General features: G+C 63.8%; 22 protein-coding genes. 7 read left to right on the forward strand and 15 right to left on the reverse strand.

Features of this window, described 5'->3' with window-relative positions; genetic code table 11:
• Position 1 precedes the first annotated feature (1 nt).
• From MST27_RS11090 to dksA, 6 genes are all read right to left on the reverse strand, one after another.
• Positions 2–1,393, reverse strand: a complete 1,392-nt coding sequence (locus MST27_RS11090; protein ID WP_243605998.1) for a polynucleotide adenylyltransferase PcnB — start codon at positions 1,391–1,393, stop codon at positions 2–4.
• Between the two features lie 643 nt (positions 1,394–2,036).
• Entirely contained in the window at positions 2,037–3,455 is a 1,419-nt protein-coding gene (locus MST27_RS11095) for a sigma-54-dependent transcriptional regulator (protein ID WP_243605999.1), read from the reverse strand.
• Between the two features lie 172 nt (positions 3,456–3,627).
• Positions 3,628–6,582: a sensor histidine kinase gene (locus MST27_RS11100; RefSeq protein ID WP_243606000.1), complete on the reverse strand. Its 2,955-nt coding sequence runs from the start codon at positions 6,580–6,582 to the stop codon at positions 3,628–3,630.
• Positions 6,566–6,742, reverse strand: a complete 177-nt coding sequence (locus MST27_RS11105; protein ID WP_003095129.1) for a hypothetical protein — start codon at positions 6,740–6,742, stop codon at positions 6,566–6,568. The genes MST27_RS11100 and MST27_RS11105 overlap by 17 nt, the downstream gene beginning before the upstream one ends.
• Positions 6,743–6,917: 175 nt before the next feature.
• The gene (gluQRS, locus tag MST27_RS11110; protein ID WP_243606001.1) at positions 6,918–7,805 is read right to left on the reverse strand and encodes a tRNA glutamyl-Q(34) synthetase GluQRS; all 888 of its coding nucleotides are present in this window, start codon (positions 7,803–7,805) and stop codon (positions 6,918–6,920) included.
• Between the two features lie 92 nt (positions 7,806–7,897).
• On the reverse strand, positions 7,898–8,341 hold the full coding sequence (gene dksA / locus MST27_RS11115; protein ID WP_243606002.1) for an RNA polymerase-binding protein DksA: 444 nt from the start codon (positions 8,339–8,341) through the stop codon (positions 7,898–7,900).
• A gap of 192 nt (positions 8,342–8,533) precedes the next feature.
• Here dksA and MST27_RS11120 point away from each other — a divergent pair, with 192 nt between their 5' ends.
• Together MST27_RS11120 and sfsA are read left to right on the forward strand one after the other, a co-directional pair.
• The gene (locus MST27_RS11120; RefSeq protein ID WP_243606003.1) at positions 8,534–9,706 is read left to right on the forward strand and encodes a pyridoxal phosphate-dependent aminotransferase; all 1,173 of its coding nucleotides are present in this window, start codon (positions 8,534–8,536) and stop codon (positions 9,704–9,706) included.
• Entirely contained in the window at positions 9,706–10,413 is a 708-nt protein-coding gene (gene sfsA, locus MST27_RS11125) for a DNA/RNA nuclease SfsA (RefSeq protein ID WP_243606004.1), read from the forward strand. Before MST27_RS11120 ends, sfsA begins: the two co-directional genes overlap by 1 nt.
• 70 nt (positions 10,414–10,483) lie before the next feature.
• On the opposite strand, the gene MST27_RS11130 is transcribed toward sfsA, so the two are convergent.
• From MST27_RS11130 to MST27_RS11155, 6 genes are all read right to left on the reverse strand, one after another.
• Positions 10,484–11,812, reverse strand: coding sequence for a PQQ-dependent sugar dehydrogenase (locus tag MST27_RS11130; protein ID WP_243606005.1), 1,329 nt, complete (start codon positions 11,810–11,812; stop codon positions 10,484–10,486).
• A gap of 17 nt (positions 11,813–11,829) precedes the next feature.
• On the reverse strand, positions 11,830–12,342 hold the full coding sequence (locus tag MST27_RS11135) for an MgtC/SapB family protein (protein WP_243606006.1): 513 nt from the start codon (positions 12,340–12,342) through the stop codon (positions 11,830–11,832).
• 62 nt (positions 12,343–12,404) lie between these two features.
• Positions 12,405–13,427 carry a DUF5924 family protein gene (locus MST27_RS11140; protein ID WP_243606007.1) on the reverse strand — a complete coding sequence of 341 codons (1,023 nt, stop codon included), beginning with the start codon at positions 13,425–13,427 and terminating at the stop codon, positions 12,405–12,407.
• Positions 13,428–13,640: 213 nt separating this feature from the next.
• A complete protein-coding gene (locus MST27_RS11145; RefSeq protein ID WP_243606008.1) occupies positions 13,641–14,120 on the reverse strand; it encodes an SgcJ/EcaC family oxidoreductase in 480 nt (159 codons plus the stop codon).
• Positions 14,121–14,213: 93 nt separating this feature from the next.
• The gene (locus MST27_RS11150; RefSeq protein ID WP_243606009.1) at positions 14,214–14,726 is read right to left on the reverse strand and encodes a DUF2726 domain-containing protein; all 513 of its coding nucleotides are present in this window, start codon (positions 14,724–14,726) and stop codon (positions 14,214–14,216) included.
• A gap of 442 nt (positions 14,727–15,168) precedes the next feature.
• Positions 15,169–15,756, reverse strand: a complete 588-nt coding sequence (locus tag MST27_RS11155) for an LOG family protein (protein WP_243606010.1) — start codon at positions 15,754–15,756, stop codon at positions 15,169–15,171.
• A gap of 674 nt (positions 15,757–16,430) precedes the next feature.
• On the opposite strand from MST27_RS11155, the gene MST27_RS11160 reads away from it, so the two are divergent.
• Complete coding sequence (locus tag MST27_RS11160) at positions 16,431–17,342, forward strand: SDR family oxidoreductase (RefSeq protein ID WP_243606011.1); 912 nt, start codon at positions 16,431–16,433, stop codon at positions 17,340–17,342.
• A gap of 8 nt (positions 17,343–17,350) precedes the next feature.
• Here the strand turns inward: MST27_RS11160 and dauA are convergent, their stop codons facing one another.
• Positions 17,351–19,084: a C4-dicarboxylic acid transporter DauA gene (gene dauA / locus MST27_RS11165; protein ID WP_243606012.1), complete on the reverse strand. Its 1,734-nt coding sequence runs from the start codon at positions 19,082–19,084 to the stop codon at positions 17,351–17,353.
• A gap of 192 nt (positions 19,085–19,276) precedes the next feature.
• On the opposite strand from dauA, the gene MST27_RS11170 reads away from it, so the two are divergent.
• The 3 genes from MST27_RS11170 to MST27_RS11185 all read left to right on the forward strand — a co-directional run bounded on the left by MST27_RS11170 (position 19,277) and on the right by MST27_RS11185 (position 22,352).
• Positions 19,277–19,564: a PA4642 family protein gene (locus MST27_RS11170; RefSeq protein WP_243606013.1), complete on the forward strand. Its 288-nt coding sequence runs from the start codon at positions 19,277–19,279 to the stop codon at positions 19,562–19,564.
• A gap of 300 nt (positions 19,565–19,864) precedes the next feature.
• Positions 19,865–21,376: a malate dehydrogenase (quinone) gene (mqo, locus tag MST27_RS11175; RefSeq protein WP_476756132.1), complete on the forward strand. Its 1,512-nt coding sequence runs from the start codon at positions 19,865–19,867 to the stop codon at positions 21,374–21,376.
• A gap of 391 nt (positions 21,377–21,767) precedes the next feature.
• Positions 21,768–22,352 (forward strand): YajG family lipoprotein, encoded by a 585-nt coding sequence (locus MST27_RS11185; RefSeq protein ID WP_243606016.1) that lies wholly within the window; start codon positions 21,768–21,770, stop codon positions 22,350–22,352.
• A 94-nt stretch (positions 22,353–22,446) separates the two neighbouring features.
• Here the strand turns inward: MST27_RS11185 and MST27_RS11190 are convergent, their stop codons facing one another.
• A complete protein-coding gene (locus MST27_RS11190; RefSeq protein ID WP_243606017.1) occupies positions 22,447–23,823 on the reverse strand; it encodes a DUF1329 domain-containing protein in 1,377 nt (458 codons plus the stop codon).
• Between the two features lie 385 nt (positions 23,824–24,208).
• On the opposite strand from MST27_RS11190, the gene MST27_RS11195 reads away from it, so the two are divergent.
• Complete coding sequence (locus tag MST27_RS11195; RefSeq protein WP_243606018.1) at positions 24,209–24,487, forward strand: hypothetical protein; 279 nt, start codon at positions 24,209–24,211, stop codon at positions 24,485–24,487.
• A gap of 22 nt (positions 24,488–24,509) precedes the next feature.
• On the opposite strand, the gene MST27_RS11200 is transcribed toward MST27_RS11195, so the two are convergent.
• Positions 24,510–25,676: a 1-acyl-sn-glycerol-3-phosphate acyltransferase gene (locus MST27_RS11200; protein ID WP_243606019.1), complete on the reverse strand. Its 1,167-nt coding sequence runs from the start codon at positions 25,674–25,676 to the stop codon at positions 24,510–24,512.
• Between the last annotated feature and the right edge of the window lie 33 nt (positions 25,677–25,709).

Consider the following 25,709-nt stretch of genomic DNA (forward strand, 5'->3'; position numbering starts at 1 on the left):
CTCAATCCGAGGCCGGTGCGCTGTCGTTCGAGCCGGACTTGCGCCTATTGCTGCGGCGGCGCTTGCGTGGTGCATTGCCGCCGTCCTTGCTGCTCAGGCTGCGGATCATGGCGCGCCGCTCGCTCTCGTTGGCTTCCTGATAATCGGTCCACCAGGCGCCCAGGCCATCGGTTTGTTCGCCTGCGCTCTCGCGCAGCAGCAGGAAATCGTAGCCGGCGCGGAACCGTGGGTTGTCCAGCAGTTGGTCGGCGCGGCGCCCCTGGCGACGCGGCAGGCGCTCCTGCATATCCCAGATTTCACGCATCGGCATGCTGAAGCGCTTGGGGATCGCGGTGCGCTGGCATTGTTCCCAGATGATGTCGTGGGCCGCCTCCTGCATGGCGGGGATAGGCGGCAAGCCGCGGGCCTGGATCTCGGCAGTGCGTGCCGGAAGGGCGGGCCACAGCAGCGCGGCGAAGAGAAAGGCCGGTGTGACCGGCTTGCCCTGGGCGATGCGCTGGTCGGTGTTGGCCAGTGCGTTGCGAATCAGCGTCCCGGCGTAGTCGGGGTCGTCTTCCAGCGCCGCCGCGCTGGCGGGGAAGAGTGGGGCGAAGAGGTCGAACTCCTGCAGGAGGTCGAAGGTGCGTTCGGCCTTGCCGGACAGGAACAGCTTGATGACTTCGTCGAACAGCCTGGCGGCAGGGACGTCTTCGAGCAGGTCCGCCAGGTCAGTGATTGGCTCGGCGCTGTGTCGCTCGATTTCGAAGTCGAGCTTGGCCGCGAAACGCACAGCTCTCAGCATCCGCACCGGATCCTCGAGGTAGCGCTGCTCGGGATCGCCGATTAGGCGTATCAGGCGGTTGCGGATGTCATGCACACCGTGAGTGTGGTCGAGGATGCGCTCGGTCGATGGATCGTAATACAGCGCATTGATGGTGAAGTCGCGACGCTGGGCGTCGTCTTCGAGCGTGCCATAAACGTTGTCGCGCAGGATGCGTCCGCTTTCGTTACGTGCGGCCAGAGGACTGGCCTCATCATCTTCGCTTTCCGGATGGTTGGCCCGGAAGGTCGCGACTTCGATGATCTCTCGGCCGAAATGCACATGGACCAGCTTGAAGCGGCGGCCGATCACCCGCGCGTTGCGAAACTCGGCTCGGACCTGTTCGGGCGTCGCGCTGGTCGCGACATCGTAATCCTTGGGTTCAAGGTCCAGCAGCAGATCGCGAACGCAGCCACCCACGACATAAGCCTGGTAGCCGGCCTGCTGCAGCCGCTCGACGACGCTGACGGCGTGCCGGCTGAGATCGTTGCGATGCAGCGAGTGCTGCCGGCTGGACAGTATTTCGGGTGTGCGGCGAGGATGCGGGATACGGCGCAGGGGCAAACGAAAAGACTGGAACAGCTTTTTCAGCATGAGAGGCACTGTGTGGCAAAAGGTGGGGTGATGCAGCGAAAAGCCACGAAACGAGCGTGGATTCTAGCACTGGGTGCCGGGATGGTGAACGAAGCGCGGGGAGGTGTCAAAACGACAGGGCCAGATAGCACTAGGGGGAGCCGAAGCTCCCCCTTTAAATGATGTCGCGTGCTTTGTTGTTATTAGTATTTCGGGCGTGTTGTTCTTGTTTGATCACCCGTTCCCGTCGGCCATCGCCTTGGGGAATCGCTCCTACGTTGGGAGCAAAGAGCAAACGGATTTCTTTGGTCGCTGATCTGCCACATTCCAACCAGTTCAGGCACTGCTCTGGCAGCTTTTGTTGTTCTCGGCCTGGTGGTGGGGCCAAAACCCCGTGGGCACATCCTCTCCAAAAGAATCAGTTAGCTACGCCTCCGCCTTCTTGTCGTTGTTCTGCTGGAGCCGGTACGTCTTGTTCTTATTGTGGGTCTGCTTGTTATTGTTGTTGTGCCAAATAGAAAGCACTTGCCGTGCCAGGTTTTGAAAGTCGTTTATTTTCAGTAACTTATATTTTTTAGGTGTTTGTGACGCCCACAAAAAACCGGGTTCCCGTTACCGATGAACCCGGTTTCTGTTACGGCCAGGTAGTGAAGGTAACAACTTACTACCCAGCGGCACTCGACTTGCGCCGAGGAATGCCAAGGCGCTGGCGGCGCTCCCAGAGGCACTTGCGGCTGATACCAAGTTTGCGGGCCAGCTCGGTCTCGGTCATGTGGTCCTGGTGCTCCAGCACGAAGTGCTGGAAATAGTCTTCCAGAGACAGGTCTTCGGTGGGCTCATTGCTGCTCGACGCGGCGCCCAACGGCGCACAGGCGCCTTCGAAATCGTCTTCCAGCTCGTCGAGCTCCACATCGATACCCAATAGGTCAGCGCTGATCTCCGGGCTTTCGCTGAGAATCGCGGCGCGCTCGATGGCGTTCTCCAGCTCGCGTACATTGCCCGGCCACGCATACAGGCGCACCGCCTGCTCGGCCTCTCGGGAAAAGTGCAGGGGTTCGCCGCCAATTCGCTCGCACTGGCGTGCAAGGAACGCGCGAGCAATCTCCAGGACATCGCTACCGCGCTCACGCAAGGGCGGCAATTTCAGCGCAATCACGTGCAGGCGGTAATAGAGGTCCTCGCGGAACTGGCCTGTCTTGGCCAGCGTCTTCAAATCCCGGTGGGTCGCGGCGATGAGTCGTACATCGACCTTCTGTGACTGCGTCGACCCCACCCGGCGAATTTCCCCTTCCTGCAGCACGCGGAGCAGGCGGGCCTGAGCTTCGAGTGGCAATTCGCCGATCTCGTCAAGGAACAGCGTGCCGCCGTCCGCCGCCTCGACGAGGCCGGCGCGTCCGGCGCTCGCGCCGGTGAAGGCACCCTTCTCGTGGCCAAACAGTTCGGATTCGATCAGGGTTTCCGGGATCGCCGCGCAGTTGACCGAAATCATCGGCGCCTTGGCGCGGCGCGACAGGTTGTGCAGGGCACGGGCGACCAGCTCTTTACCAGTGCCCGACTCGCCCTGGATGAGCACGTTGGAGTCGGTGGGCGCGACCTTGCGAATTTTGCCGAACAGCTCCTGCATGGGCCCGCAGTGGCCGATGATGCCGATCGCCGTATCACCGTTACCTGCCGGCGCGGCGGCTGTGTTACCGGCGGAGCGAGGGGCGGCAGCGTGGCTGGTCGTCGCCTGCTCGTGGTCGCTGATGATGCGGGCGACCGTCTGCAGCATCTCATCATGGTCGAAGGGCTTGGCGATGTAGTCCACGGCGCCGAGCTTCATCGAATCCACGGCCGAACGCAGGCTGGCGTAGCTGGTCATGATCAGCACCGGCGTGCCTTCGGCCAGCTTGATCAGCTCGGTACCCGGTGCGCCGGGCAGGCGCAAATCGCTGACGATGAGGTCGAACCCCGGAATGCTGAAACGGTCCTGGGCTTCCTGCACCGATCCGGCCTCGCTGACCTGATACTGGTTTCGTTCGAGGAGCCGGCGCAGGGCGGAGCGGATGATGGTTTCGTCTTCGACGATCAGAATGTGTGGCATCTGTACTCTCTCGACGGTTTGAGGCGGCGGCTGGCGGAGCGGGCCTCGTCGGCCGGTGCTCCGGGTGGCTGCAGTCACGCATTGGCGATTCCCGGCTGGGCGCTACATCGGGACCCCGTGGCAGGTGGCCAAGGGGGCCGGCCCACGGCGGGGCGCGTGAAGGGACGCCTCTTCAATCAATCGCATCGTTAGCCTCGACATGCCTGGGCAGGGTGATGCGGAAACGGGTGCCGCGTTGGGTTTCCGGGTTGGCCGGGCTGTCGATATCGATCCGGCCATAATGCTCTTCCACGATCGAATAGACCAGCGCAAGGCCGAGGCCTGTGCCTTCGCCAGGGTCCTTGGTGGTAAAGAAAGGCTCGAACAGCCGGTCCTGAATGGACTGCGGTATGCCACTGCCCTCGTCCTCGACGATGAGGTAGACGGTCTGTTCCGAGACTTCGCTGCGCACCCGGATGGGGTCGCCGGGCTGCGAGGCGTCACGCGCGTTGGTCAGCAGATTGATCAGCACCTGCGCGAGGCGCTGCGGATCGCCTTCAGCCAGATGCGCAGGGTCGCACAGGTTGAAGAAGCGCACCTCTGTGCCCTGGCGATTGAGCGAGAGCAGGGCGATCGCATCCTGCGTAACCTCGGCCAGGCTCACCGGGTACAGATCCTGCTGCCGCCCGCCAGCGTGGGCGAAGCTCATCAGTGACTGCACGATGCGCGAGACCCGTTTGGTCTGCTCGACAATCTGGTTGCTGATCTCGATGATTTCCGGGTCGGCTTCGCGCTCCTCGCGCAGATTCTGCGCCAGGCAGGCAATGCCGGTAATGGGGTTGCCGATCTCGTGGGCGACGCCGGCGGCCAGTCGGCCGATGCTCGCCAGGCGCTCGGAATGGACCAGGCGGTCCTCGAGTTGCTGGGTCTCGGTCAGGTCTTCGATCAGCAGCACCAGGCCGCTATTGGCCGGGGCCAGCGGCTCGGCGATCGCGGCCTTGTGCAGGTTGAGGCAGCGGCTGTGGCCGTCCAGTTGCAGTCGCTGTTTGTGTAAGTGCTCGTCGTTCTGCTCGATGAAGCCGGTGAGCAGGCTCCGCCACGGCTCGGCGATGGTCGACAGGCGCGAACCCACGACGTGCAATGCCGGGATTTCGGTCAGTTCCTCGAGCGCCCGGTTCCACATGAGGATTTCCTGATCCTTGGCCAGCGAACACACACCCATCGGCAACTCCTGCAGGGTCTGGCGATGGTAACGGCGCAGCGCGTCCAGCTCGGCGGCGAGCCCCGTCAGGCGCGAGTGGTACTCCTCCAGTCGGCTTTCGATGAAATGGATGTCCTCGGTGACATAACCATCGGCGCCGTTCTTGTAGGACAGGAAGTTCTCGACGATGTCCTGGGCGACGCTGGGGCCCATCAAGCCCGACAGGTTCGCCTCGATGCGGTCACGCAGGCGCCGCAAGGCGTAGGGGCGATGCTCGTCAAAAGGCAACTGCAGGTCGCGCAGGGCCTGTTCGACCTCCCGCTGCGCCGTCTTCGCCCCGAGCGGTTTGGCCAGCTGGGTGGCGAACTCCTGCGGGGAGGCGGCGACCAGTTCGCGGCGCTGCGGGCGACGTACGTTCTCCACTGCACAGGCTTCGGCTGCGGCCTGTTCCTCTGGGCTGGTCTCTGTGAACAGCGAGAACAGCGAAAAGGCCAGCACATTGACCGCCAGCGAGGCGATAGCGGCCAGGTGCCAACTGGTGTCGTCCAGCACGTACACCACGTTCAGCAGCGGGATGTAAAAGCCGTCCAGATTGCCGACTAGTGGCAGCAGCATAGTGACCACCCATACAGCGATCCCCGCCAGCAGGCCGACGATGTAACCGCGGCGGTTGGCCGTCGGCCAGTAGAGCACCGAGAGCACGCCAGGCAGGAACTGGAGGGTTGCGACGAAGGCGACGATGCCGAGGTTGGACAGGTCCTGTTCCGCGCCGAGCAGCAGGTAGAAACCGTAGCCGGCCATGATGATGGCGAGGATCAGGCTGCGACGTGTCCATTTCAGCCAGCGATAGATGTTGCCTTCGGTCGGGGGCTGATACAGCGGCAGGACTAGGTGATTCAGAGCCATGCCGGACAGTGCCAGGGTGCTGACGATGATCAGGCCGCTGGAGGCCGACAGACCACCGACGAACGCCAACAGGGTCAGGACCGTGCTGTCGGCGGTAATGCCCAGGCCGAGGGTGAAGTACTCGGGGTTGGTGCTGACGCCCAGCTTCAGGCCGGCCCAGAGGATCAGCGGTACGGCCAGGCTCATCAGCAGCAGATACAGCGGCAGCCCCCAGCTGGCACTGACCAGGGCGCGCGGGTTGAGGTTTTCGGTGAAGGTCATGTGATACATGTGCGGCATCACGATGGCCGAGGCGAAGAACACCAGCAGCAAGGTTCGCCAGGGGCCCTCCTGCAGGGGGGTGTGCAGGGCCTGCAGCGCCGACTGGTTCTGCAGCAGCCAGATTTCCAGCTGGTGCGGCCCGCCGAACACGACGTACAGGGCATACAGCCCGATGGCAGCGAACATCACGAGTTTGACCACCGATTCGAAGGCAATGGCAAAGACCAGGCCTTCATGCTTCTCGCGGGTGGCGATATGGCGTGCCCCGAAGAGGATGGTGAACAGCATGATCATCACGCAGTAACCCAGCGCGACGCGTTCCTGCAGCGGTTCGAGGGTGAGGATGCCAATGGCATCGGCCACTGCCTGAATCTGCAGAGCCAGCAATGGCAGCATGCCGATCAGCATCACCACGGTGGTGAGCGCACCGCTCCAGGTGCTGCGGAAGCGAAAGGCGAACAGGTCGGCCAGCGACGCCAGCTGGTAGGTACGGGTGATGCGCAGGATGGGATACAGCAGCACGGGCGCCAGCAGGAAGGCGCCGCAGACGCCCAGGTAGGTCGCGAGAAAGCCATAGCCGTACTGGTAGGCCAGTCCGACGGTGCCGTAGAACGCCCAGGCGCTGGCATAGACGCCGAGCGAGAGGGTATAGGTCAGCGGATGACGGATCAGCCAGCGCGGTATCAGGCCCCGCTCGCTGACCCAGGCGACGCCGAACAGCACCAGCAGGTACGCGACACTGATCAGAATCAGGTGGCTGAGGCTAAAGCTCGTCGGCATCGCGCTGGCTCTGAAGAATGAAGGTCACCACGATGAGGATCAGCCACAACAGATAGGGCCGGTACCAGGCGCCGTTGGGGTCGATCCACCAGTCCATGATCGCGGGGGAAAACAGATAGATCCCCACGACCAGGAGCAGCACCAGTCGGTAGATGTACATGCCGGAACTCGTATCGAATGTGCGGGGATGGTAAAGGATGGCGGGAGAAGCTTGAAGCGCGAAGGTAGCACCGGTCGAAGCCAGAGGCCCGGTGTGCGCCCCGCCCGGGCCCCGCGCCGAATCCGCCGCCCGACTCGTGCCGCCTCCAGCGGCCGCGCCGCTTGCAGCTGTTGCGTCACCTCAACTGCGCCTCGGCAAGGGTACAGCAGCGCGGGATGCGGTCGGCATCCCAGTGCCTGATCGCCCATTCGAGCACTTCACGAGGCAAGGCGTCGGCGAGGGGCTTGGGTGTTGGCTGACCGAGCGCACGCAATGCGCGCAACAGCATCGGCGTGGCCTCGGCGGGTTCGAGCGGCGGCGACCGGTAGCGCTTGCCAAGCTTGTGCCCGTCCGGCTGGATGATCAGCGGAACGTGCAAATAGTGCGGCCGGGGCAGGCCGAGCAGTTCCTGCAGGTAAAGCTGGCGAGGCGTTGAATCCAGCAGGTCGGCGCCGCGCACCACGTGGGTCACCCCTTGCCAGGCGTCGTCCAGCACCACGGCCAGCTGATAGGCGATCAGCCCATCGCGGCGGCGAATGACGAAATCGCCGACCTCGCGCCCCAGCGGCTGGCTGAACTCACCCTGAACCCGATCGGTGAACGCATACACCCGATCAGGAACGCGAAGGCGGATGGCTGCGTCGTGCACATCCCGACCAGCCTCTCGGCAAAAGCCCGGGTACAGCCCGGCGAAGGGTTCGAGCTGCTTGCGAGAGCAGGTGCAAGCATAGACATGCCCGTCCGCCCAGAGCTTGTCGATCGCGGCGTTATAGGTATCCAGGCGTTCACTCTGGCGCGCCATCTGGCCGTCCCACTCGAAGCCGTAGGCTTCCAGTGCACGAACGATCGCCTCCTGGGCACCAGGCATTTCGCGAGGTGGGTCGAGGTCCTCCATGCGCAGCAACCAGCGGCCGCCCGCGGCGCGTGCGTCGAGATAGGACGCGAGGGCGGCCATCAGCGAACCGAAGTGCAGGTAGCCGCTGGGCGTGGGGGCGAAGCGACCGACGTAGGCGGAGACAGACATGAGGCCGGCTCGGAAGGGCAATCAGCGAGGCGGTGGCAGCGTGGTGGGCAGTATCGGAAATGAAGCGGGGCGCCGTAGCGCCCCGTTCGGGATCAGGAACCGATCTGCTTTTCCTTGATTTCTGCCAGGGTCTTACAGTCGATGCAGAGGGTGGCGGTGGGGCGTGCTTCCAGACGGCGAATGCCGATCTCAACGCCGCAGGAGTCACACCAGCCGTATTCGTTGTCTTCGATCAGTTGCAGCGTCTCGTCGATCTTCTTGATCAGCTTGCGCTCGCGGTCACGGGCACGCAGTTCCAGGCTGAACTCTTCTTCCTGGCTGGCACGGTCAGCCGGATCGGGGAAGTTGGCGGCTTCGTCCTGCATGTGGTGCACGGTACGATCGACCTCTTCCATCAACTCCTGCTTCCACTTGTTGAGGATGGCAGTGAAATGAGCGCGCATGTTCTCGCTCATGTACTCCTCACCCTTGGACTCCTTGTAGGGCACGAAGGCGCGAATCAGTTGGTTGCTGGGTGTCGTTTTGGTAATGGGCATGGATGAACGCCTCTCGCTATGTCCATTGCGCAGGATAATGAGTCCCTCTGCCGGCCCGTGCCGGCCCTGCGGCTGCAAGCGGGCGAACTTACCAGATCGAATCGGGGTGCGCTACTCCCGAATTTCACGATGGCTGCGGTGTCAGGGGGACCTTCGGTAGAATTCACGTTTTGTTCTCGTCAGGAAGGTCAGATGACCTCTTCTTATAGCGCGCGTAGCCGTGCAATCGAACCCTTTCATGTCATGGCGCTGCTGGCGCGGGCCAACGAACTGCAGGCGCTTGGGCATGATGTTGTCCACTTGGAAATCGGTGAGCCGGACTTCACCACACCCGCGCCCATTGTCGCGGCTGGGCAGGCTGCCCTGGCCGCCGGGCATACCCGCTATACCGCCGCTCGCGGGCTGCCGCAGCTGCGCGAGGCCATTGCCGGTTTCTACGCCGAGCGTTATCAGCTGTCTATTGACCCCGAACGGGTGCTGATTACTCCCGGCGGATCCGGTGCGCTGTTGCTCGCCAGCAGCCTGCTAGTCGATCCGGGGAAGCACTGGCTGCTGGCCGACCCCGGCTATCCGTGCAATCGGCACTTCCTGCGGCTTGTCGAGGGCGCGGCGCAGCTGGTGCCGGTGGGGCCTGAGGTGCGCTACCAGCTGACTCCCGAGCTGGTCGAACGCCATTGGGACCGGGACAGCGTCGGCGCGCTGGTCGCCTCGCCGTCCAACCCGACCGGTACCTTGCTTGACCGCGACGAACTGGCCGGCTTGTCGAAGGTCCTGAAGGCGCGTGGCGGGCATCTGGTGGTCGACGAGATCTACCATGGCCTGACCTACGGCGTGGACGCCCCCAGTGTGTTGGCGGTCGACGACGACGCCTTTGTCCTGAACAGCTTTTCAAAGTATTTCGGCATGACCGGATGGCGCCTGGGTTGGCTGGTGGCGCCGCCGGACGCGGTACCCGAGCTGGAAAAGCTGGCGCAGAACCTCTACATCGCCGCGCCGACGATGGCTCAACACGCCGCGCTGGCGTGTTTCGAACCGGCCACGATCGAGCTGCTCGAAGCACGCCGTGCGGAATTCGCCCGGCGCCGTGACTTCCTCTTGCCTGCCCTGCGTGAGTTGGGGTTCGGCATTGCGGTCGAGCCGCAGGGTGCGTTCTACCTCTATGCGGACATCTCGGCCTTCGGCGGCGATGCCTATGGGTTCTGCCAGCACATGCTGGAAACCCAGTTCGTGGCGATCACCCCGGGCCTGGATTTCGGTCGATACCAGGCGGGCCACCATGTGCGCTTCGCCTATACCCAGGACCTGCCGCGCCTGGAGCTGGCGGTCGAGCGTATCGCCCTGGGCCTGCAGAGCTGGGCCGGCTGATGCGCTACGCAACGGCCCTCGAGCAGGGGCGGCTGGTGCGCCGGTACAAACGCTTCTTTGCCGACATCCTGACGATGTCCGGTGAGCCGCTGTGCATCCACTGCCCCAATACCGGTTCGATGCTCAACTGCATGAGCGAAGGCGCGCGGGTCTGGTTTCAGCGCAACGAGGATCCAAAGCGCAAGCTGCGCGGTACCTGGGAGCTGGTAGAGACGCCACAGGGGCGACTGGCCTGTGTGAACACCGCGCGGGCCAATCGTCTGGTCGAGGAAGCCTTGCTGGAGGGCCTGATCGAACCGCTGGCCGGTTTCACCGCGCTCAAACGCGAGGTGCCCTATGGAACCGAAAACAGCCGCGTGGATTTTCGGCTGGACTACGAGACCGGGCCGGCCTTCGTCGAAGTGAAAAGCGTGACCCTCGGCTTTGGCGAAAGCGCGGTGGCCGCCTTCCCGGATGCGGTCACCACACGCGGGGCGCGTCACCTGCGCGAGCTGGCCGCCCTGGCGCGTGCCGGGGTGCGCGCCGTGCAGCTGTACTGTGTCAACCTGACGGATATCGAGGCGGTTCGGCCCGCCGAGGAAATCGATCCGCTGTATGCCGCGGCGTTGCGCGATGCGGTCGAGGCTGGCGTCGAAGTGCTGGCATACGGCGTGACTATTTCACCGGAGCAGATCCGCCTCAGTCATCGGCTGCCGGTGAAGCTCTAGCGGCGCTCGACGGAGATCCAGGCTGCGTTCGGCCATATGCCGAAGCTGCTTGGGTGCGATGTATGCGGTCCTAACGACTGCTGTCGCGGCGTGGCGTCACGCGCCAGATGACGTCGCCGACATCGTCGGCCACCAGCAGCGCACCCTGGGCATCGACCGCCACGCCCACTGGCCGACCCATGGCTTCGCCATCGGCGTTGACGAAGCCGGTAAGGATGTCCTCTGGCGGCCCGGCGGGTTCACCCTGATCGAATGGCACGAAGATGACCTTATAGCCGCTGCGCGGTTTGCGGTTCCAGGAGCCGTGCTGCCCGACGAAGGCGCCGTGGCGGTAGCGGGCCGGCAGCAAGGTGCCTTCGTAAAAGGCCAGCCCCAGCGAGGCGGTGTGAGCGCCGAGGGCATAGTCAGGGACCAGCGCCTTGGCGACCAGGTCAGGGCGCTGTGGCTCGACTCGTGTGTCCAGATGCTGCCCGTAGTAGCTGTAGGGCCAGCCATAGAATCCGCCGCGCTGTACGGACGTCATGTAATCCGGCACCAGATCGCTGCCGATCTCGTCGCGCTCGTTCACGGTGGTCCATAGCTCGCCGCTGTCCGGCTGCCAGGCCAGGCCGTTGGGGTTGCGCAGGCCGGAGGCGAACAGCCGCAGGCTCCCGGCCTCGGGGTCGACTTCGAGGATAGCCGCGCGGTTTTCCTCGGCCGCCATGCCGTTTTCCGCCACGTTGCTGTTGGAGCCGCTGGTGACATAGAGGCGTGATCCATCCGGGCTGGCGATGACGTTCTTGGTCCAGTGGTGGTTGATCGGCCCGGCGGGCAGGTCGACGACCTTTTCTCCCCCGGGATGGAGACGCGTGGCCCCTTCGCGGTAGGGGAAACGAAGCAGGGCGTCGGTATTGGCTACATAGAAGGTGTTCCCCACCAGCGCCATGCCGAAGGGCGAGTTCAGGCCTTCGAGAAAAACGCTGCGCTCATCCGGTTTGCCATCGCCATCGCGGTCGCGCAGCCGCGTGATGCGGTTGGCGCTGGGGCCGCCGGAGCCGGCGCGCGCCATGATCTTCTTCGCAATCCAGTCGCGCAGACCGGCATTGCCCTCGGGCTTCGCCGGCGCCGCACTTTCGGCCACCAGGACGTCACCGTTGGGCAGCACGTGGAGCCAGCGAGGATGGTCGAGACCGCGGGCGTACACCTGCACTTCGAACCCGTCGGCCGCCTTGGGCATCGCGCCTTCCGGCCATCCGGTCGCTTTCGCGATGTTCACAGTGGGCAACCACGACGAGACTGGCGCGGGCAGGGTCGGGTTCGGGCCATAGCCGGCATCGACCGGGACGGTTGCGCGCTCGCCGCAGCCGATCAGGGTGGTGGCCAGGCCCAGGGAGAAGATCAGGGCGAATGCGGGGCGCATGGTGACTCCTGTTCGATTCAATCGTCGTCGTGCGGGCGCTGCCGGGGCGATGTGCGGGCCACGTGTCGCTCGAGTCGGGGCATCAGTCTGAGGATAGCCAGCGCCAGCACGGTCGTCAGTACGGCGGTCGATTCATGCCCCAGGCCGGCCGCGACGCCGATAGCGGCAGTCAGCCAGATTCCGGCTGCGGTTGTCAGGCCCTTGACGTCCTGCAATGAATCACCTTTGAGGATGGTCCCGGCCCCGAGAAAGCCGACACCGGTAATGATGCCCTGCATGACGCGTGACAGGTCCTCGACCTTCATGCCGGCTTCCAGCGGCACCAGCACGAAAAGCGCGGCGCCCAGCGACACCAGCATGTGGGTGCGCAGGCCCGCGGCCTTTCCCTTGTACTCGCGCTCGTACCCCAGTGCGCCACCCAGGATGGCCGCGACCAGCAAGCGCACCGAGACCCGAACCGCGTGTTCCAGGTCGGGCAGGTCGGAAAACTCCGAGCCGACGGTGCGACCCAGCATTTCCCACCATTGCATAGTCCCTCCCGCATAACCGGTTGCCACTCATAACGGTTTGGAGTCAGCGTCCGGCGGCGCGTTCAGTCGCGGACCTCGAAGCGCAGCATGCCGATCATCTGTCCGGCCTCGGTCACCACCCGCACTCGCCAACGGCCCGCGGCTGCCTCAGGGAAGTTGCGCTTGTGGGTCCAGGCGCGATAGCCGGCGTCGCGGCCGCCGCTGATGTCCAGCGGGATGCGGTCGACCTGCCGGCCGTTGTGGGTCCACTCGTGATAGATGCGCTCTTTCAGGCCGCGCGGTGCATTGATCGCGGTGAAGGCATACAGACCATTGGCGTGAAGCTGCGCCAGGCTGAGCGAACGCAGGCGGTCGCCAGGTTTGCGTGAGCGGTCGTCGAGCGAGGTGGTGATGGCCACGTCGGTCAGCCACAAGGTCGCTGGGGGTACCCAGGTGCGGCCCATCCAGCCGGCAAAGGCGACCACGCCTGCCAGCGTCAGTACGCCAAGCACGCTTTTCCAGTTCCAGCAGGCAAACAGGCCGCCCAGGCTTGGCAGCGCCAGCAGGACCGCGATCGCCAGTGACCAGGCGTAGCTCTGCGGTGTGGACAGGTGAAACATGATCGGCAGCGCGGTGAGCAGGACGGCAAACAGCGTCAGAGCATGAAACCCCAGGTAGATCCAGCGGCGAGGCGCGAGCCATTTGTAATAGAGCGGATCGACCAGCGAAACCAGCGCGGCAAGGCCGAGCACGATGGTGAAGACTGCCTGACCGCTGTTCCAGGTCGTGGTGATGAAGAAGAACGGGATGATGAAGAACAGGCTTTCCTGATGGACCATCTGGGTCACATAGCGCAGCAGCGGCGCGGGCACCTTCCAGCCGAACCAGCGCTCCAGGCTGCGACGCAGGTTGCGCTCGAGCATCAGCCAGAGCCAGCTGAGCATCATCACGGCCGCCACGACCTTGGCCAGCCCGGCCTGGCGCTCGACCAGCACGAAGCTGGCGACGCCCGAGCAGAAGCCGAACAACGCGACCAGTCCGGGGTACCGTCGTATCAGCTGGGATGCGAGCTCGACGAGTGTGGTGATCCTCGATTTCAACGACATGGATGTACTGACCGGGAGGGGAAAGGGCGGATCGCTGCCGCACCGCGGGATTACGGCCGCAGAGGGTAACGATCGGGGCGGGGCATGGCCAGGCCGGGAAGCGGCCGGTCGATGGCCGGCCGGTTACGGGGCTGGGCGTCGTACATATTGGGTTGGCGCCCGAAGCAGACGTGGTGATACGCCTTGGGATTGGGCGCCGAACCCGCCGATCGGCTAGTCGAGCACCGGTATGACTTCCGGCATTGCCGAGGAATGATGGCTGCTGATCAGCCACTGATCCGCTTGCGGGTCCCACTTGTAAGTGAAGGTATAGCGAGCCTTGACCTCACTGCCATCGGCGAAAGAGAAGGTATAGATGCCGGCGTCGACCGCCGTGGTGCAGTCGATCTGAATCATCCGCTCGTCAACCGCGCCGCTTGGTTTCTTTTCCAGAAAGTGCACGAAGTAGTCCTGCTTCTCTTCGGGCGTGCGCCTTGGCCGGTTTGACAGGGTGGGCAGCAGCAATGACGACTCGGCGTAGTTCTCGACGACCTTTTTCGGGTCGCCGGTGGCCAGGTCATCATTCCAGCGCTCGAAGAGCGCCGCGACCTGGGCCTCGTCGGTGGCCTGACAGCGTTGTGAGGACTCGGCTGCCTGCAGCGAATACGAAACCGTGCTGACGCCTGCCAGCACTAGGGCGAGTGGGTAATTCATGGCTGTCCCCTTGTTCGTTGGAAAACACGCACGCGGCGCGGTCGGCGGTGGGCTTTTGCCGCCGATGCAGGTTCGACCCTGTGAACGAGGGGGCTATCCCGCGGGCTGGACGGGTGGTTTGCTGCTTTGCGCGGCGACGGCCTCATCCACCGCTGCCCTCGCTGCGTCGTAGGTGCGTGCGGATTCGGGGTCGAGGCGTACCAGGGGCAGGCCGATGGTCTGGCACAGTTCGTCGAGAAATGCATTGGCCTGGGACGCAGGCTCCATTTCGATCGCGCAGACGGCATCGAGCGTCATGAGATCGCACAGCAGGAAGTCGAAGCGCGACGCCGATATGCGGTTATGCGCCTGATACCAGGGGGCACGTCGGGGAATGGCGGTCACGTCCACCACGTCGGCAAGCCTGACTTTCGCCAGGATGCGGTATCGCTCCCCGAGCCCCTGCTCCAGGAGACCCAGCAGCTCCCGTTCTGACGGCTCGAATAACGGCTTGCGCAACTGGTAGGGCATACGCAAAGCCGGATGGTTGTACTGACGCTGCTTGATGAAAAACACCAGCGCAAAGCAAATGAATGCCGCCAGTACGAGCCCGAGGAAGGCCGTCATGGTGCCCACTCTCGCCAAGGCAAGGCGATAACGTTCGAGACGATCCGATCCCGCATGTCGCATGCTCCTTCAAAGCCGTGTTGTACCGGGTTGGAGCCGGGCCCGGTGGCAGAGTTCGGTGCAAGGCAGGCATCACCAGCCGAGACTTATCCCAGATTGCTGTGCGTGAAGTTGTGGATAAGCCTTGGGTTGAGGCTGGAAAGCCTCATGGGACTAGGCATAGCCAGCGTTGCACAACTTTTGATCAAGCATCGGCTGAGAACGGGGGCAAGGGTGCCTAGCAGCCGAACCAGCCAACAAATGCGCAGATTCGAGGTAGCTTGTCGAAGTTATCCCCGTCCTCTGTGGGCGGTGTTGTGGATAAGCGCTGTAGAAACGAGCGGAGCCCTGACGCCCTGCGGGCTGCGGTGCTCTGCTCGTTTTATGATCAATTCCCCGACGCTCAGCTGATGGTGCGCTCCTGCCAGCGCGGGTCGGCGCTTGGTTGCCATTGCTCGAGCATCTGCACCAGGGCGTCCGGGGAATCGCTGCGCTGCAGCATCGTGCGGTGCGGCGCCTTGACGAAGCCCTCCGCGACAAGATGGTCGAGAAAATGGCTCAGCTTGTCGTAGAACCGGTTGACGTCCAGCAAACCCAGGGGCTTGCGGTGATAGCCGAGCTGGCCCCACGTCCAGACCTCGAATAGCTCCTCCAGCGTGCCGAGGCCGCCAGGCAGTGCAATGAAGGCATCCGACAGCTCGGCCATGCGGGCCTTGCGCGCGTGCATCCCGCTCACGACTTCCAGGCGAGTCAGGCCGGCATGGCCGACCTCGGCGTCCTTCAAACTCTGCGGGATGATCCCGACGACCTCACCGCCCGCGGCAAGGGCAGCGTCGGCGACGACGCCCATCAGGCCGACGGCGCCGCCGCCGTAGACCAGGGTGATGTCATGGGTAGCCAACGTCCGCCCCAAGGCAATGGCGGCCTCTCGGTACGCTGGGTCATGGCCTGTGCTGGCGCCGCAGAATACGCAAATCGAACGCAGGGACATCGTTCTACTCCGTCAGTTTGAAGGCCGGCAGAGTACTCCCGGTGCAGCGCTTGACCAAGCGTCAACGCTCGTCGAGGCAGCCTCCGCTGCTGCCCGAGGCATAATTGGCGAACAGCGCCTGGATGAATTCGAAGCTGGGCATGGTGTGCTCCTCCATGTGGACACAGCGAAAGCCTAGACCCGTGTCCTACGTTGCGCTCGTAGCTTTTATCGATGAAGCCTATAGGCGGATTGGCGGCTCCAAACTTATCCCCTTTAACTGTGAAGAATGCTGTGGATAACCTTTTCATGCATCGGTCCGAGCTGCGCCGGCGGCGGTCTGCGCGGGTCTGCTCAAAAATTGGCCAGCGGTTGTCGCTGTGGTCATAAAGGTCTGTATAACCTGGATATTCGCTGCTGTGATGACCTCGTTCAGATCGTCCGCGAAGGGCGGGGAAAGTTATCTAGTCAGGCTGTGGGGCGATCTGTTGATAAGTTGGGGCGTCAAGCGCCAGGCCGCTACGCACGAGGCTTGGCGAGGCGTGGCGAAAGATTGACCAGTTCAGTCGCAGGATCATCCCCGGCCCTTATGTAGGTTCATTCATTCCTGGGGGTTTGATTGTCGCGCCGGGCCGCCTCGCCGACACTCGTCGCCGCCTTGATGTCTAGATCCCACGCTTGCAGGAGGAAACACGATGAACGAACCCATTCGCTTCGAAGATAAGGTGGTCATCGTGACCGGTGCCGGTGGTGGCCTCGGTCGGGCGCATGCTTTGCTGTTCGCACGTCATGGGGCGCGGGTGGTGGTCAATGATCTGGGCGGTAGCGCCCAGGGCGAGGGCGCCAACGCATCGGCGGCCGATCGTGTGGTCGAGGAGATCCGCCAGGCTGGAGGGACCGCGGTCGCCAACCATGACTCGGTCACCGACGGTAGCCGAATCGTCGAGCAGGCCTTGGATTGCTACGGACGCGTCGACGTCGTGGTGAACAATGCCGGCATTCTGCGCGACAAGACCTTCCACAAAATGGAAGACGCCGACTGGGACCTGGTCTACCGCGTCCACGTCGAGGGCGCGTACAAGGTCACTCGCGCCGCTTGGCCGCATTTGCGGGAGCAGGGCTATGGCAGGGTCATCTTTACCGCCAGCACGTCCGGCATCTATGGGAATTTCGGCCAATCCAACTACGGCATGGCCAAGCTGGGCCTGTACGGCCTGACCCGTACCCTGGCGCTCGAGGGACGCAAGAACAACGTGTTGGTCAACGCCATTGCGCCCACCGGAGGCACTCGGATGACAGAAGGCCTCATCCCGCCGCAGGTATTCGAGCAACTCAAGCCCGAGCTCGTGAGCCCATTGGTGGTGTTTCTCGGCAGCGATCGCTGCCTGGACACGGGTGGCCTGTTCGAGGTTGGTGGCGGGTGGATGGGCAAGGTGCGCTGGGAGCGCAGCCTGGGGCTCGGCTTCGACCCACGCGCCGGCTTCGATGCCGAGGATGTGGCGGCGCATTGGCAGCAGATCTGCGACTTCGAGGGCGCCGCACATCCGGCCGACAACCTCGAGGCGCTGAAGGAAATGATGGCCAACCTGCAAAAATACGCCGGCTGAACCGCCACTCACCCGGCGGGTTCACCAGCAGTTGTCTCGGACACCAAGTGGAGTGCCCGATTACGAGCCTGACCCCGGTCACGCACATAGTGAAGCCGGCCGGGCAGGCGGTGGATACCAGCCCGGCGAAGCTTGAGGCGCACGGAGGCGCTGGTGCCGCAGAGGATCAATGCGATGCCTTGCCGGCGGTATTCGTGCAGCAGATCCTCGAGCGCGGCCAGCGCCGTCATGTCGAGCAGCGGAACCTCGCTGATATCGACGATCACCACGCGGATCTCGGGGTTGAATCGGCGCAGCGCGCCAAGCGCCTTTTCCACGGCACCGAAGAACAGCGGGCCGCGAATGGCGTAGGCCGCGACATGAGCGGGCAGATCCGGGAAACCGTCGGTCCGCCCATGACGCAGGCTGGTCGTGCCGGTCAGTTCGCCCATCCGCTTGATGAACAGGCCCGCCGCCAGAAGCAGGCCAACCCCCACGGCCAGAACCATGTCGAACAGCACGGTCAGTACCAGACAGGTCACCAGCACCAACACATCGCCACGCGGCGCGATTCGCAGCGTCCTGAGCACATGAGGGGCTTCGCTCATGTTCCAGGCGACCATCAGCAGCAGCGCCGCGAGCGCAGCCATCGGCAGGTAGCTGAACAGGGGCGCCAACCAGAGGATCGCCACCAGCACCACGCCAGCATGCGTGATCGCCGCCAGCGGCGAGAAAGCGCCGGCGCGTACGTTGGCAGCGGTGCGGGCAATGGCGGCGGTAGCGGTAATGCCGCCGAACAGCGGGGCGACCAGATTACCGATGCCCTGACCGATCAGTTCGGCATTCGGGTCGTGCGTGCTGCCAGTCATCCCATCGGCAACCACGGCGCACAGCAGCGATTCGATCGCGCCGAGCATGGCAATGGCGAAAGCCGGGGCGAGCAGCTGACGCAGCAGCTCGAAGCTCAGCACCAGCGGTTGTCCGTCCGGCCCGGGAAGCAGCCAGGGCCAGGTAAAGCTCGGCAGCATCGGCGGAAGCCCCGGGTGGGAAATCCCGTCCAGGCTGTAGCTGAAGCGTTCACCCAGTGTGGCGACGGACAGGCCCAGCGCTTCCAGCACCAAGCCGGCCAGCGCCCCGGCGGTGAGCGCAACGAGGTGCCCGGGGACCTTTGGTACCAGGCGCGGCCAGGCGATCAGCACGGCGAGACATACGCCGGCAACCAGCGCGTCGCCCGCCTGTGCGCTTGGCAACGCAAGGGCCAGCAGGCGCAGCTGATCGACATAGTGCTGCGGGCTGGCCTCGAGTGTCAGGCCGAGCAAGTCCTTGAGTTGCAGCGTCGCGATGACGATGCCGATGCCCGCGGTGAATCCGAGCGTCACCGGGTACGGCACGTAGGCGATGAGACGACCGGCCCGCAGCAGGCCGAAGGTGATCAGGATAAGCCCGGCAAGCAGGGTACAGAGCAGCAAGCCGCCGAGCCCGAACGACTGGGTGATCGGCAGGAGGATAACCACGAAGGCTGCAGTGGGGCCGGACACGTTGAAGCGCGAGCCGCCGGTCAGGGCGATGAGCGGGGCGGCGATCAGCACCGTATAGAGGCCGTGCTGTGGTGCGACGCCTACGGCAATCGCCAGCGCCATGGCCAGCGGGATGGCGATGATCCCGACCGTCAGCCCTGCGGCGATGTCGCCGCGCAGCGCGCGACCGTCATAGCCCGACTGCCTGGCCAGGCGCCAGGCGGCGAACAGGGGCAAACGTGTCATGCCGGGCACTCCTTTGCGCAAAACGCGAGTATAGGTTCAGGGCGCTCGCCCCGTGCGGGTTCGCTCCGAACATTGCCGGCATATCCGCCATTCTCATGTACGACCTTGGTCGCAAGCGGCGCTGGCGCGTTGAGTGCAGGGTTATCGCGGAGTAAACTGCCGCCCCCGTAAGACGCGTCGACTGGAGTAGACATGCGCAAAGACAAGAAGCAGGTGATCGGTGAAGAGATCTCCGACGAGTCGATCAAGCTGTTTCTCGAGCCCGAGCCAGCCGACGACACGCCAGCTTCGCTGCACAAGCTGATCAAGGCTTATCGGGGATTGCGCGTCGACGATTTCGAGCGCTTTCTGGTGTTTTTCGTCGAGGCGGGCTACGACCTGAACGCGAAGAATGCAAAGGGCCAGGATTTCGTGGCATTGATTGCTGACCAGCGCCAGGCCGAGCCGTACATCGAGCTGATCCAGGCCGCCCGCGGCTGACCACCGGCGTCCGCTGCCCGCAGCCGATGCCTCGCGACACGCAGACGTTTGGCTGAGCGGTTGGCGGCCACTTATCGATACTCTCGCTGCGAGTGTCCCGTTGAGCCTGGCCGTTGCCGCTCCGGGAGGTTTCTCAGCGAAAGGGGGAAGGCCAAAAGCCTGGCCCCCGACAGCGGACAGGCACCTCGGGGCCTGTCTCCGGGCACAAGCCCGGGCAGCGATCTGGTGGGCCCTCCGCTTCCAGTCGCCTGGCTGGTGGTTCTACATGATCGCGTACTGCGGTCATGACAGTTTAATGCTGTGATTCTGGAGAACGCGTTGATGACGCAACACGATAGCGAAGCCGTGGATATGGTGCTGGTGGGAGCCGGCATCATGAGTGCGACACTGGCGGTCCTGCTCAAGGAGCTCGATCCCGACATCAAGCTGGAAATCGTCGAGTTGCAGGAGTCCGGAGCCGTCGAAAGCTCCAATCCCTGGAACAATGCCGGTACCGGCCACGCCGGGCTCTGTGAGCTGAACTACACACCGGACAGCAAAGACGGCACCATCGACATCAAGAAAGCCGTCACCATCAACACCCAATTCGAAGTGTCGAAGCAGTTCTGGGCCTATCTCGCGGGCCGTGAAGGCTTCGGCAAGCCGCGCGATTATCTCAATCCCGTACCGCACCTGAGCTTCGTGCGGGGCACCAAGAATATCGACTACCTCAAGCGCCGCTTCGACGCGCTGAAGACTCATCACGCCTTCGAGAACATGGTCTACACCGAAGATCGGGCGACGATGGAAGAGTGGATGCCGCTGATGATGCCGGGGCGTCCGCTGGACGAGCCGATCGCGGCGACCCGCGCGATGAACGGCACGGACGTCAATTTCGGTGAATTGACCCGGCAGATGCTCGCCTATCTGGCGACCAAGCCGGGCGTGACGATGTCCTACTTCCAGAAGGTCACCGGGCTTGCCCGCGACGGCAAGGGCTGGCGCGTCGAAATCAAGAACACCCGTGACGGTAGTCATCGCAAGATCAAGTCGGGCTTTGTCTTCCTCGGCGCAGGTGGTGCGGCCTTGCCGTTGCTGCAGATGTCCGACATCGAGGAAGGCAAGGGCTACGGCGGCTTCCCGGTGAGTGGCCAGTGGCTGCGGTGTGACAACCCGGAGATCGTCAAGCAGCACCAGGCCAAGGTCTACAGCCTGGCAGCCGTTGGCGCCCCGCCGATGTCGGTTCCCCACCTCGACACGCGCGTGGTCGATGGCAAGAAGTCGCTGCTGTTCGGCCCCTATGCCGGCTTCACCACCAAGTTCCTCAAGCACGGCTCGCCGCTCGACCTGCCGATGTCCATCCGTCCCGGTAATCTGAAGCCGATGCTGGCGGTTGCGCGCGACAACATGGACCTGACCCGCTACCTGATCAAGGAAGTGCGCCAGTCCATGGAAGATCGTCTGGAAACCCTGCGTGGATTCTACCCCGAGGCCAAGGCCGAGGACTGGCGCCTGGAGATTGCCGGGCAGCGCGTGCAGATCATCAAGAAGGATCCGAAGAAGGGCGGCATCCTGCAGTTCGGCACCGAGCTGGTAGCGGCGAAGGACGGCTCCATCGCTGCACTGTTGGGGGCATCCCCGGGCGCTTCGGTCACCGTGTCGATCATGCTCGACCTGATCGAGCGCTGCTTCCCCGACAAGGCCCGCAGCGAGGCCTGGAGCAGCAAGCTGGGCGAGATGTTCCCGGCCCGTGAGACGGTGCTGCAGTCCGATGCGGCGGCGTACCGAGAAGTGGTCGCGATGGTCGACAAGCAATTGGGGCTGGTCGAGTAACCCGGACCGGTGCCTACCGAGCCGCCGCCTCCCTGGGAGCCGGCGGCTTTTTCATGGCTGTGTGTTGGCGCCTGGTAGCGTGCGGCCTATCAGTGCCAGTCGAGGCTCGGCGATTTCAACCCACCGCGCGCCCACTGGTGGCTCCGTCGCGGTCAGCAGCATGCAGCAGCGGCTTGCATTATCGAGCAGTGCGAAATGGCGATGCCGTGGGCGATGGAACAGGCGTGGCAGTCTGAACATGGCGGCTCCTGTGATGCCGCTGGGTTATCGCAGAGTCGGATGACAGTTCGATGAAGGCCCTCCGCTGGCGGGCGCGGCGGTCACTGTTGGCCTGCGGCGACGCTGGGTATACTGCGCGCCATCGACCACCCTAACCTGGAGAAAAGACAGCATGCTGCCACGCCTGTTGTTCAGTCTGTTCGTCGTGTCCGCTGTGGCGCTCACGGGCTGCGCTCATAGCCCGCAACAGCTCGACCCCAACCCCAAGATCACCGAGAGCATCAGCCCGGTCGGGCAGGGGCAGCCGGTCGTGGTCCGTGTCGTCGACGGTCGCTCATCGGCCACCCTGGGTACCCGTGGCGGGTTGTATCCAGAGACCAGCGCCGTGATCGTGCCCAAGGAGCGGGTGGTGCCCAAGCTGCAGGCCCAGGCTGAAGCCGCCGTGCGACTGCTCGGCTTCACGCCGTCCGCCAATGCATACAACGCCCCGCAGCTGACCCTGACACTGGCCGAGCTCAAGTACCAGTCGCCGAAAGAGGGGCTGTACGTTACTGAGGCGAAGATCGGCGCGACCTTCCGCGTCGAGGTGCAGAACGGTGGCCGTCGTTACACGGGGCGGTACGGCGCATCGTTGGACCAGCGCTTCGGCATGGCGCCGAATGAGCAGACCAACACCAAGTTGGTCACCGAGGTATTGAGCGATGCCCTGACGCGTGTCTTCCGCGATCAGAACATCGGCCAGGTGCTGGCGCAGTAAGCAGGCGGCACCAGCCCCGTTCGCACGGGCCCCGCGCCGAAACGAAAACGCCCCGACCGGGAGGTCGGGGCGTTTGTTTTTGCGGACTGGCCTGTCAGCGAACGCCGGAATTGCGCAGCGCCGCCGGGGTGTACTGGTTCGAGTTGGCCTTGTAGTTGTAGGTGTAGGGGTTCTTCTCCTCGTTCTTCATGCCCATCACCAGATAGCGTCCGGACACCAAGTCGTAGAGGGTTTCCATCGCGTACAGCGGGACCTGGGCGTTATAGATGTATTCGGCATGCGCCTCGGCGACGCGCCAGAGCGTGTCGCGGCCGTCGTAGTGGTCGATCACCGCGGCCTGCCAGGTGTCTTCGTCGATGAAGAAATGACGCTTGGCATAGATGTGTCGCTCGCCGGGCTTGAGGGTGGCCTCGACTTCCCACACACGATGCAGTTCGTAGCGCGTCAGGTCCTGGTTGATGTGGCCGGGCTGGATGATGTCGCTGTACTTGAGCTGCGGTGAATCCAGACGGTAGGCGTTGTAGGGGATGTACATTTCCTTCTTGCCGACGAGTTTCCACTCGTAGCGATCCGGCGCGCCGTTGAACATGTCCAGATTGTCGGAAGTGCGCAGCCCGTCGGAGGCCGTGCCCGGACCGTCATAGGCCACCTGTGGCGCGCGCCGGACGCGACGCTGGCCGGCGTTGTAGATCCAGGCCATGCGCGGTTCCTTGACCTGGTCGAGCGTCTCGTGGACGAGCAGTACGTTGCCCGCCAGGCGCGAGGGCTCGGTCACCTGCTGCTTGAAATAGAACAGCACGTTGCCGTGTTTTTCCGGGTTGTAGTCGGTAAGCGTGTCGGTGTAGACGACTTCGTCGACGAACTTCACCAGGCTGTAGCTGCCGTTTACCTGCGGCGTCGCCTGGGCGACGGTGCGGCGCGCCGAGCCGCCGCGATAGCGGGTGATATGGTTCCAGACCACCTCGAGCCCATCCTGCGGGATGGGGAAGGCCACCGCGGTGTCGAAACGCTCCAGGCCGTTGCCACCACGCACCAGCTGGGTATTGGTCGCATTCTTCCCGGCCGCGTCGTAGATCCGCTGTGGCATCGCGGCGCTGCGGCGGGTTTCGTACACGGGCAGGCGATAGGTGTCGGGGTAGCGCTTGAGCATGGCGATCTGGCCGGGGCTCAGGTTGTCCTTGTACTGCTCGTAGTTCTGCGCGGTGATGGTGAACTTGGGTTTGTCGTCCGGATAAGGATCGCTGACGAAGCCGTCCGCGGTGACCGGCGCAGCATCGGTGGGCAGGCCGCCTGTCCAGGCCGGTATGGTGCCAGCGGCATTGCCGGCCAGCTCTGCGCCCACTGGCGTCAGGCTGTCGCCGAGCTTGGCCGCATCGGCTTGCGAAACGGCCGCCATGGCCGTCGACACCAGCAGGGCGCCGGCCAGCAGGGAGAGTGAGAGAGCCCCCGTCTTCACGATGTTCTTGTTCATTGTTCTGTCCTGTTAATGCTAGGCCGCTCATGCGGGGATGCATGGCTGCGGCGTGCGGAGCTGGCAGTCTTTTTTCGGTGTTACCGCCATCGGTCGGGAGGGCGGGTCCGAACCCGATCCGCGGCAGTCCCGCCTGGCGACCGACCAGGCGCATGCTCTATTTCGGTTATTCCGGGCGTATCGAGGGTGGAGCCGGAGCCGAATATAAGTCAATCGCCCCAGACGGACCTATAGGCATAAACGGCGTAAATACCCGGCAAATTGCCAGCTCGGTCATTGGCTCGTTGGTCGGGAAATGCGCGGTCTGTTTGCGGGCTTCGGTAGACTTGCGCGCCGCCCCGTATCACGGGGCCTGATTACCCAGTTCTATGTAGTGGAGGTTCGGTTGTCACTGCAGATCGATATGTCGGGGTTGGCGAGCGTAGCCTGGCTGCTGAACTCGATGGCCCTGCTCATTGCCCTGGCCGGGAGCTGGTTACTCCTGGCGACCCGCTGGCGACGGCAACTGGCGGCTGATCGGCCGCGCATGGCGGCGGGTCCTGGCCCGGCCGCCGTGGAAGATGAACGAGAGGCGACGCGTCGCCTGGATCGCTTCTTCTACGGCTTCGGGCTCGGCAGCCTTGGCCTGGCCTGGTTGCTGTCGACCTTGACTCGAATGGTCTGACCCTGTCGGCGGGGCCGGCCGCTTACAGCGGCAAGCCCGCCTTGATGCGGTGCTGATTGCGCACCGGTGTGGCATATTGCTGGATCAGGTACGGCTGCTGGACACTCGGGCAAGCGGCCAGCCGCTTGCCCCACTCGGCCTGCGCCCGAGCGATTTCCGCTTCGCTGAACAATTCCTCCAGCGTCGGGACCGGCAGGTTCGGATCGCGATCGTCCCAGATGCTGTATGCCAGGTAGTTGACCGGGAACAGGCGGTAATCGCAGAGGATCTGTCGGTCGATCTCGGCAGCCAGGAGCTTGGGATCGTCCGGCACCTGCGTGATCGGCGTGCCGAAGCTAACGTGCACTCGGCCTTTGTAGCCGGTGATGCCCAGGGCGATGCTGGTGTCGTCCTCGCCGGGGGCCTTGGAATAACCGCCGGTGGTCGCCCGAATGTACAGCTCGCGGGCCTTGGCCTGGTCGCAGGGATCGTATTCGTAACTGATCGAAACCGGGGTCGGCCGCAGTGCCGACAGCGCCTGGGAGAACGGCTCGTCCTTGCAACTCATGTGCAGCATCTTGAGGATCGCCGAGTCGGTGCGATCATCGCCATCCTTGGCGCGACCCTCGGCCTGGGCGATCCAGATCGACTCGCCATCGTTGCGAATCGAGTGATTGATGTAGGCCGAGAGCACCTGATACGCGGCCAGCTTTTCCCGGCGGCCCGTGATCGAGCGGCGCACGATGAAGCTCTTGTTCAGGCGCATCAGGTCGCTGACGAAGGGGCGCTGCAGCAGATTGTCGCCAATGGCGATACGCGGTGTGCGCATCCTTGCTTGGAAGACGGCATAGTTGACGAAGGCCGGGTCCATGACGATGTCACGGTGGTTGGCCAGAAACAGGTAGGCGCAGCCGGGCTGCAGGCCTTCCACGCCGGAGTAGGTCACGCCATCGGTGGCACGCTCGATGGTGCGGTCCAGATACATCTCGATGCGAGCCTGCAAGGTATCGACCGAGTCGATGCCGGCGAATTCGCGGCGTAGCCGTTGCGCTATAAGGGGTTTGAGTGCCCATCCCATGGGCCCTGCCAAACGCGGAAAGCGAAAGTGGGCCAGAATGTCGAGAAATTCCGGATTGGCGAACAGTCGCGCCATCACGGCAGGGACTTCGGCGTCGGCATAGGGTCGGATGGCTTCGAATTCGTCCATCATGCTCTCTGAAAGGAAACGACTGAATAACCTCAA

Source organism: Stutzerimonas marianensis, assembly GCF_022810315.1.
Lineage (GTDB): Bacteria > Pseudomonadota > Gammaproteobacteria > Pseudomonadales > Pseudomonadaceae > Stutzerimonas > Stutzerimonas marianensis.

What these genes read in the sequence shown, in the direction of transcription:
- MST27_RS11090 (WP_243605998.1), bottom strand. Translation starts at nt 1,393, where the DNA reads ATGCTGAAAAAGCTGTTCCAGTCTTTTCGTTTGCCCCTGCGCCGTATC.
- MST27_RS11095 (WP_243605999.1), bottom strand. Translation starts at nt 3,455, where the DNA reads ATGCCACACATTCTGATCGTCGAAGACGAAACCATCATCCGCTCCGCC.
- MST27_RS11100 (WP_243606000.1), bottom strand. Translation starts at nt 6,582, where the DNA reads ATGCCGACGAGCTTTAGCCTCAGCCACCTGATTCTGATCAGTGTCGCG.
- MST27_RS11105 (WP_003095129.1), bottom strand. Translation starts at nt 6,742, where the DNA reads ATGTACATCTACCGACTGGTGCTGCTCCTGGTCGTGGGGATCTATCTG.
- gluQRS (WP_243606001.1), bottom strand. Translation starts at nt 7,805, where the DNA reads ATGTCTGTCTCCGCCTACGTCGGTCGCTTCGCCCCCACGCCCAGCGGC.
- dksA (WP_243606002.1), bottom strand. Translation starts at nt 8,341, where the DNA reads ATGCCCATTACCAAAACGACACCCAGCAACCAACTGATTCGCGCCTTC.
- MST27_RS11120 (WP_243606003.1), top strand. Translation starts at nt 8,534, where the DNA reads ATGACCTCTTCTTATAGCGCGCGTAGCCGTGCAATCGAACCCTTTCAT.
- sfsA (WP_243606004.1), top strand. Translation starts at nt 9,706, where the DNA reads ATGCGCTACGCAACGGCCCTCGAGCAGGGGCGGCTGGTGCGCCGGTAC.
- MST27_RS11130 (WP_243606005.1), bottom strand. Translation starts at nt 11,812, where the DNA reads ATGCGCCCCGCATTCGCCCTGATCTTCTCCCTGGGCCTGGCCACCACC.
- MST27_RS11135 (WP_243606006.1), bottom strand. Translation starts at nt 12,342, where the DNA reads ATGCAATGGTGGGAAATGCTGGGTCGCACCGTCGGCTCGGAGTTTTCC.
- MST27_RS11140 (WP_243606007.1), bottom strand. Translation starts at nt 13,427, where the DNA reads ATGTCGTTGAAATCGAGGATCACCACACTCGTCGAGCTCGCATCCCAG.
- MST27_RS11145 (WP_243606008.1), bottom strand. Translation starts at nt 14,120, where the DNA reads ATGAATTACCCACTCGCCCTAGTGCTGGCAGGCGTCAGCACGGTTTCG.
- MST27_RS11150 (WP_243606009.1), bottom strand. Translation starts at nt 14,726, where the DNA reads ATGACGGCCTTCCTCGGGCTCGTACTGGCGGCATTCATTTGCTTTGCG.
- MST27_RS11155 (WP_243606010.1), bottom strand. Translation starts at nt 15,756, where the DNA reads ATGTCCCTGCGTTCGATTTGCGTATTCTGCGGCGCCAGCACAGGCCAT.
- MST27_RS11160 (WP_243606011.1), top strand. Translation starts at nt 16,431, where the DNA reads ATGAACGAACCCATTCGCTTCGAAGATAAGGTGGTCATCGTGACCGGT.
- dauA (WP_243606012.1), bottom strand. Translation starts at nt 19,084, where the DNA reads ATGACACGTTTGCCCCTGTTCGCCGCCTGGCGCCTGGCCAGGCAGTCG.
- MST27_RS11170 (WP_243606013.1), top strand. Translation starts at nt 19,277, where the DNA reads ATGCGCAAAGACAAGAAGCAGGTGATCGGTGAAGAGATCTCCGACGAG.
- MST27_RS11185 (WP_243606016.1), top strand. Translation starts at nt 21,768, where the DNA reads ATGCTGCCACGCCTGTTGTTCAGTCTGTTCGTCGTGTCCGCTGTGGCG.
- MST27_RS11190 (WP_243606017.1), bottom strand. Translation starts at nt 23,823, where the DNA reads ATGAACAAGAACATCGTGAAGACGGGGGCTCTCTCACTCTCCCTGCTG.
- MST27_RS11200 (WP_243606019.1), bottom strand. Translation starts at nt 25,676, where the DNA reads ATGATGGACGAATTCGAAGCCATCCGACCCTATGCCGACGCCGAAGTC.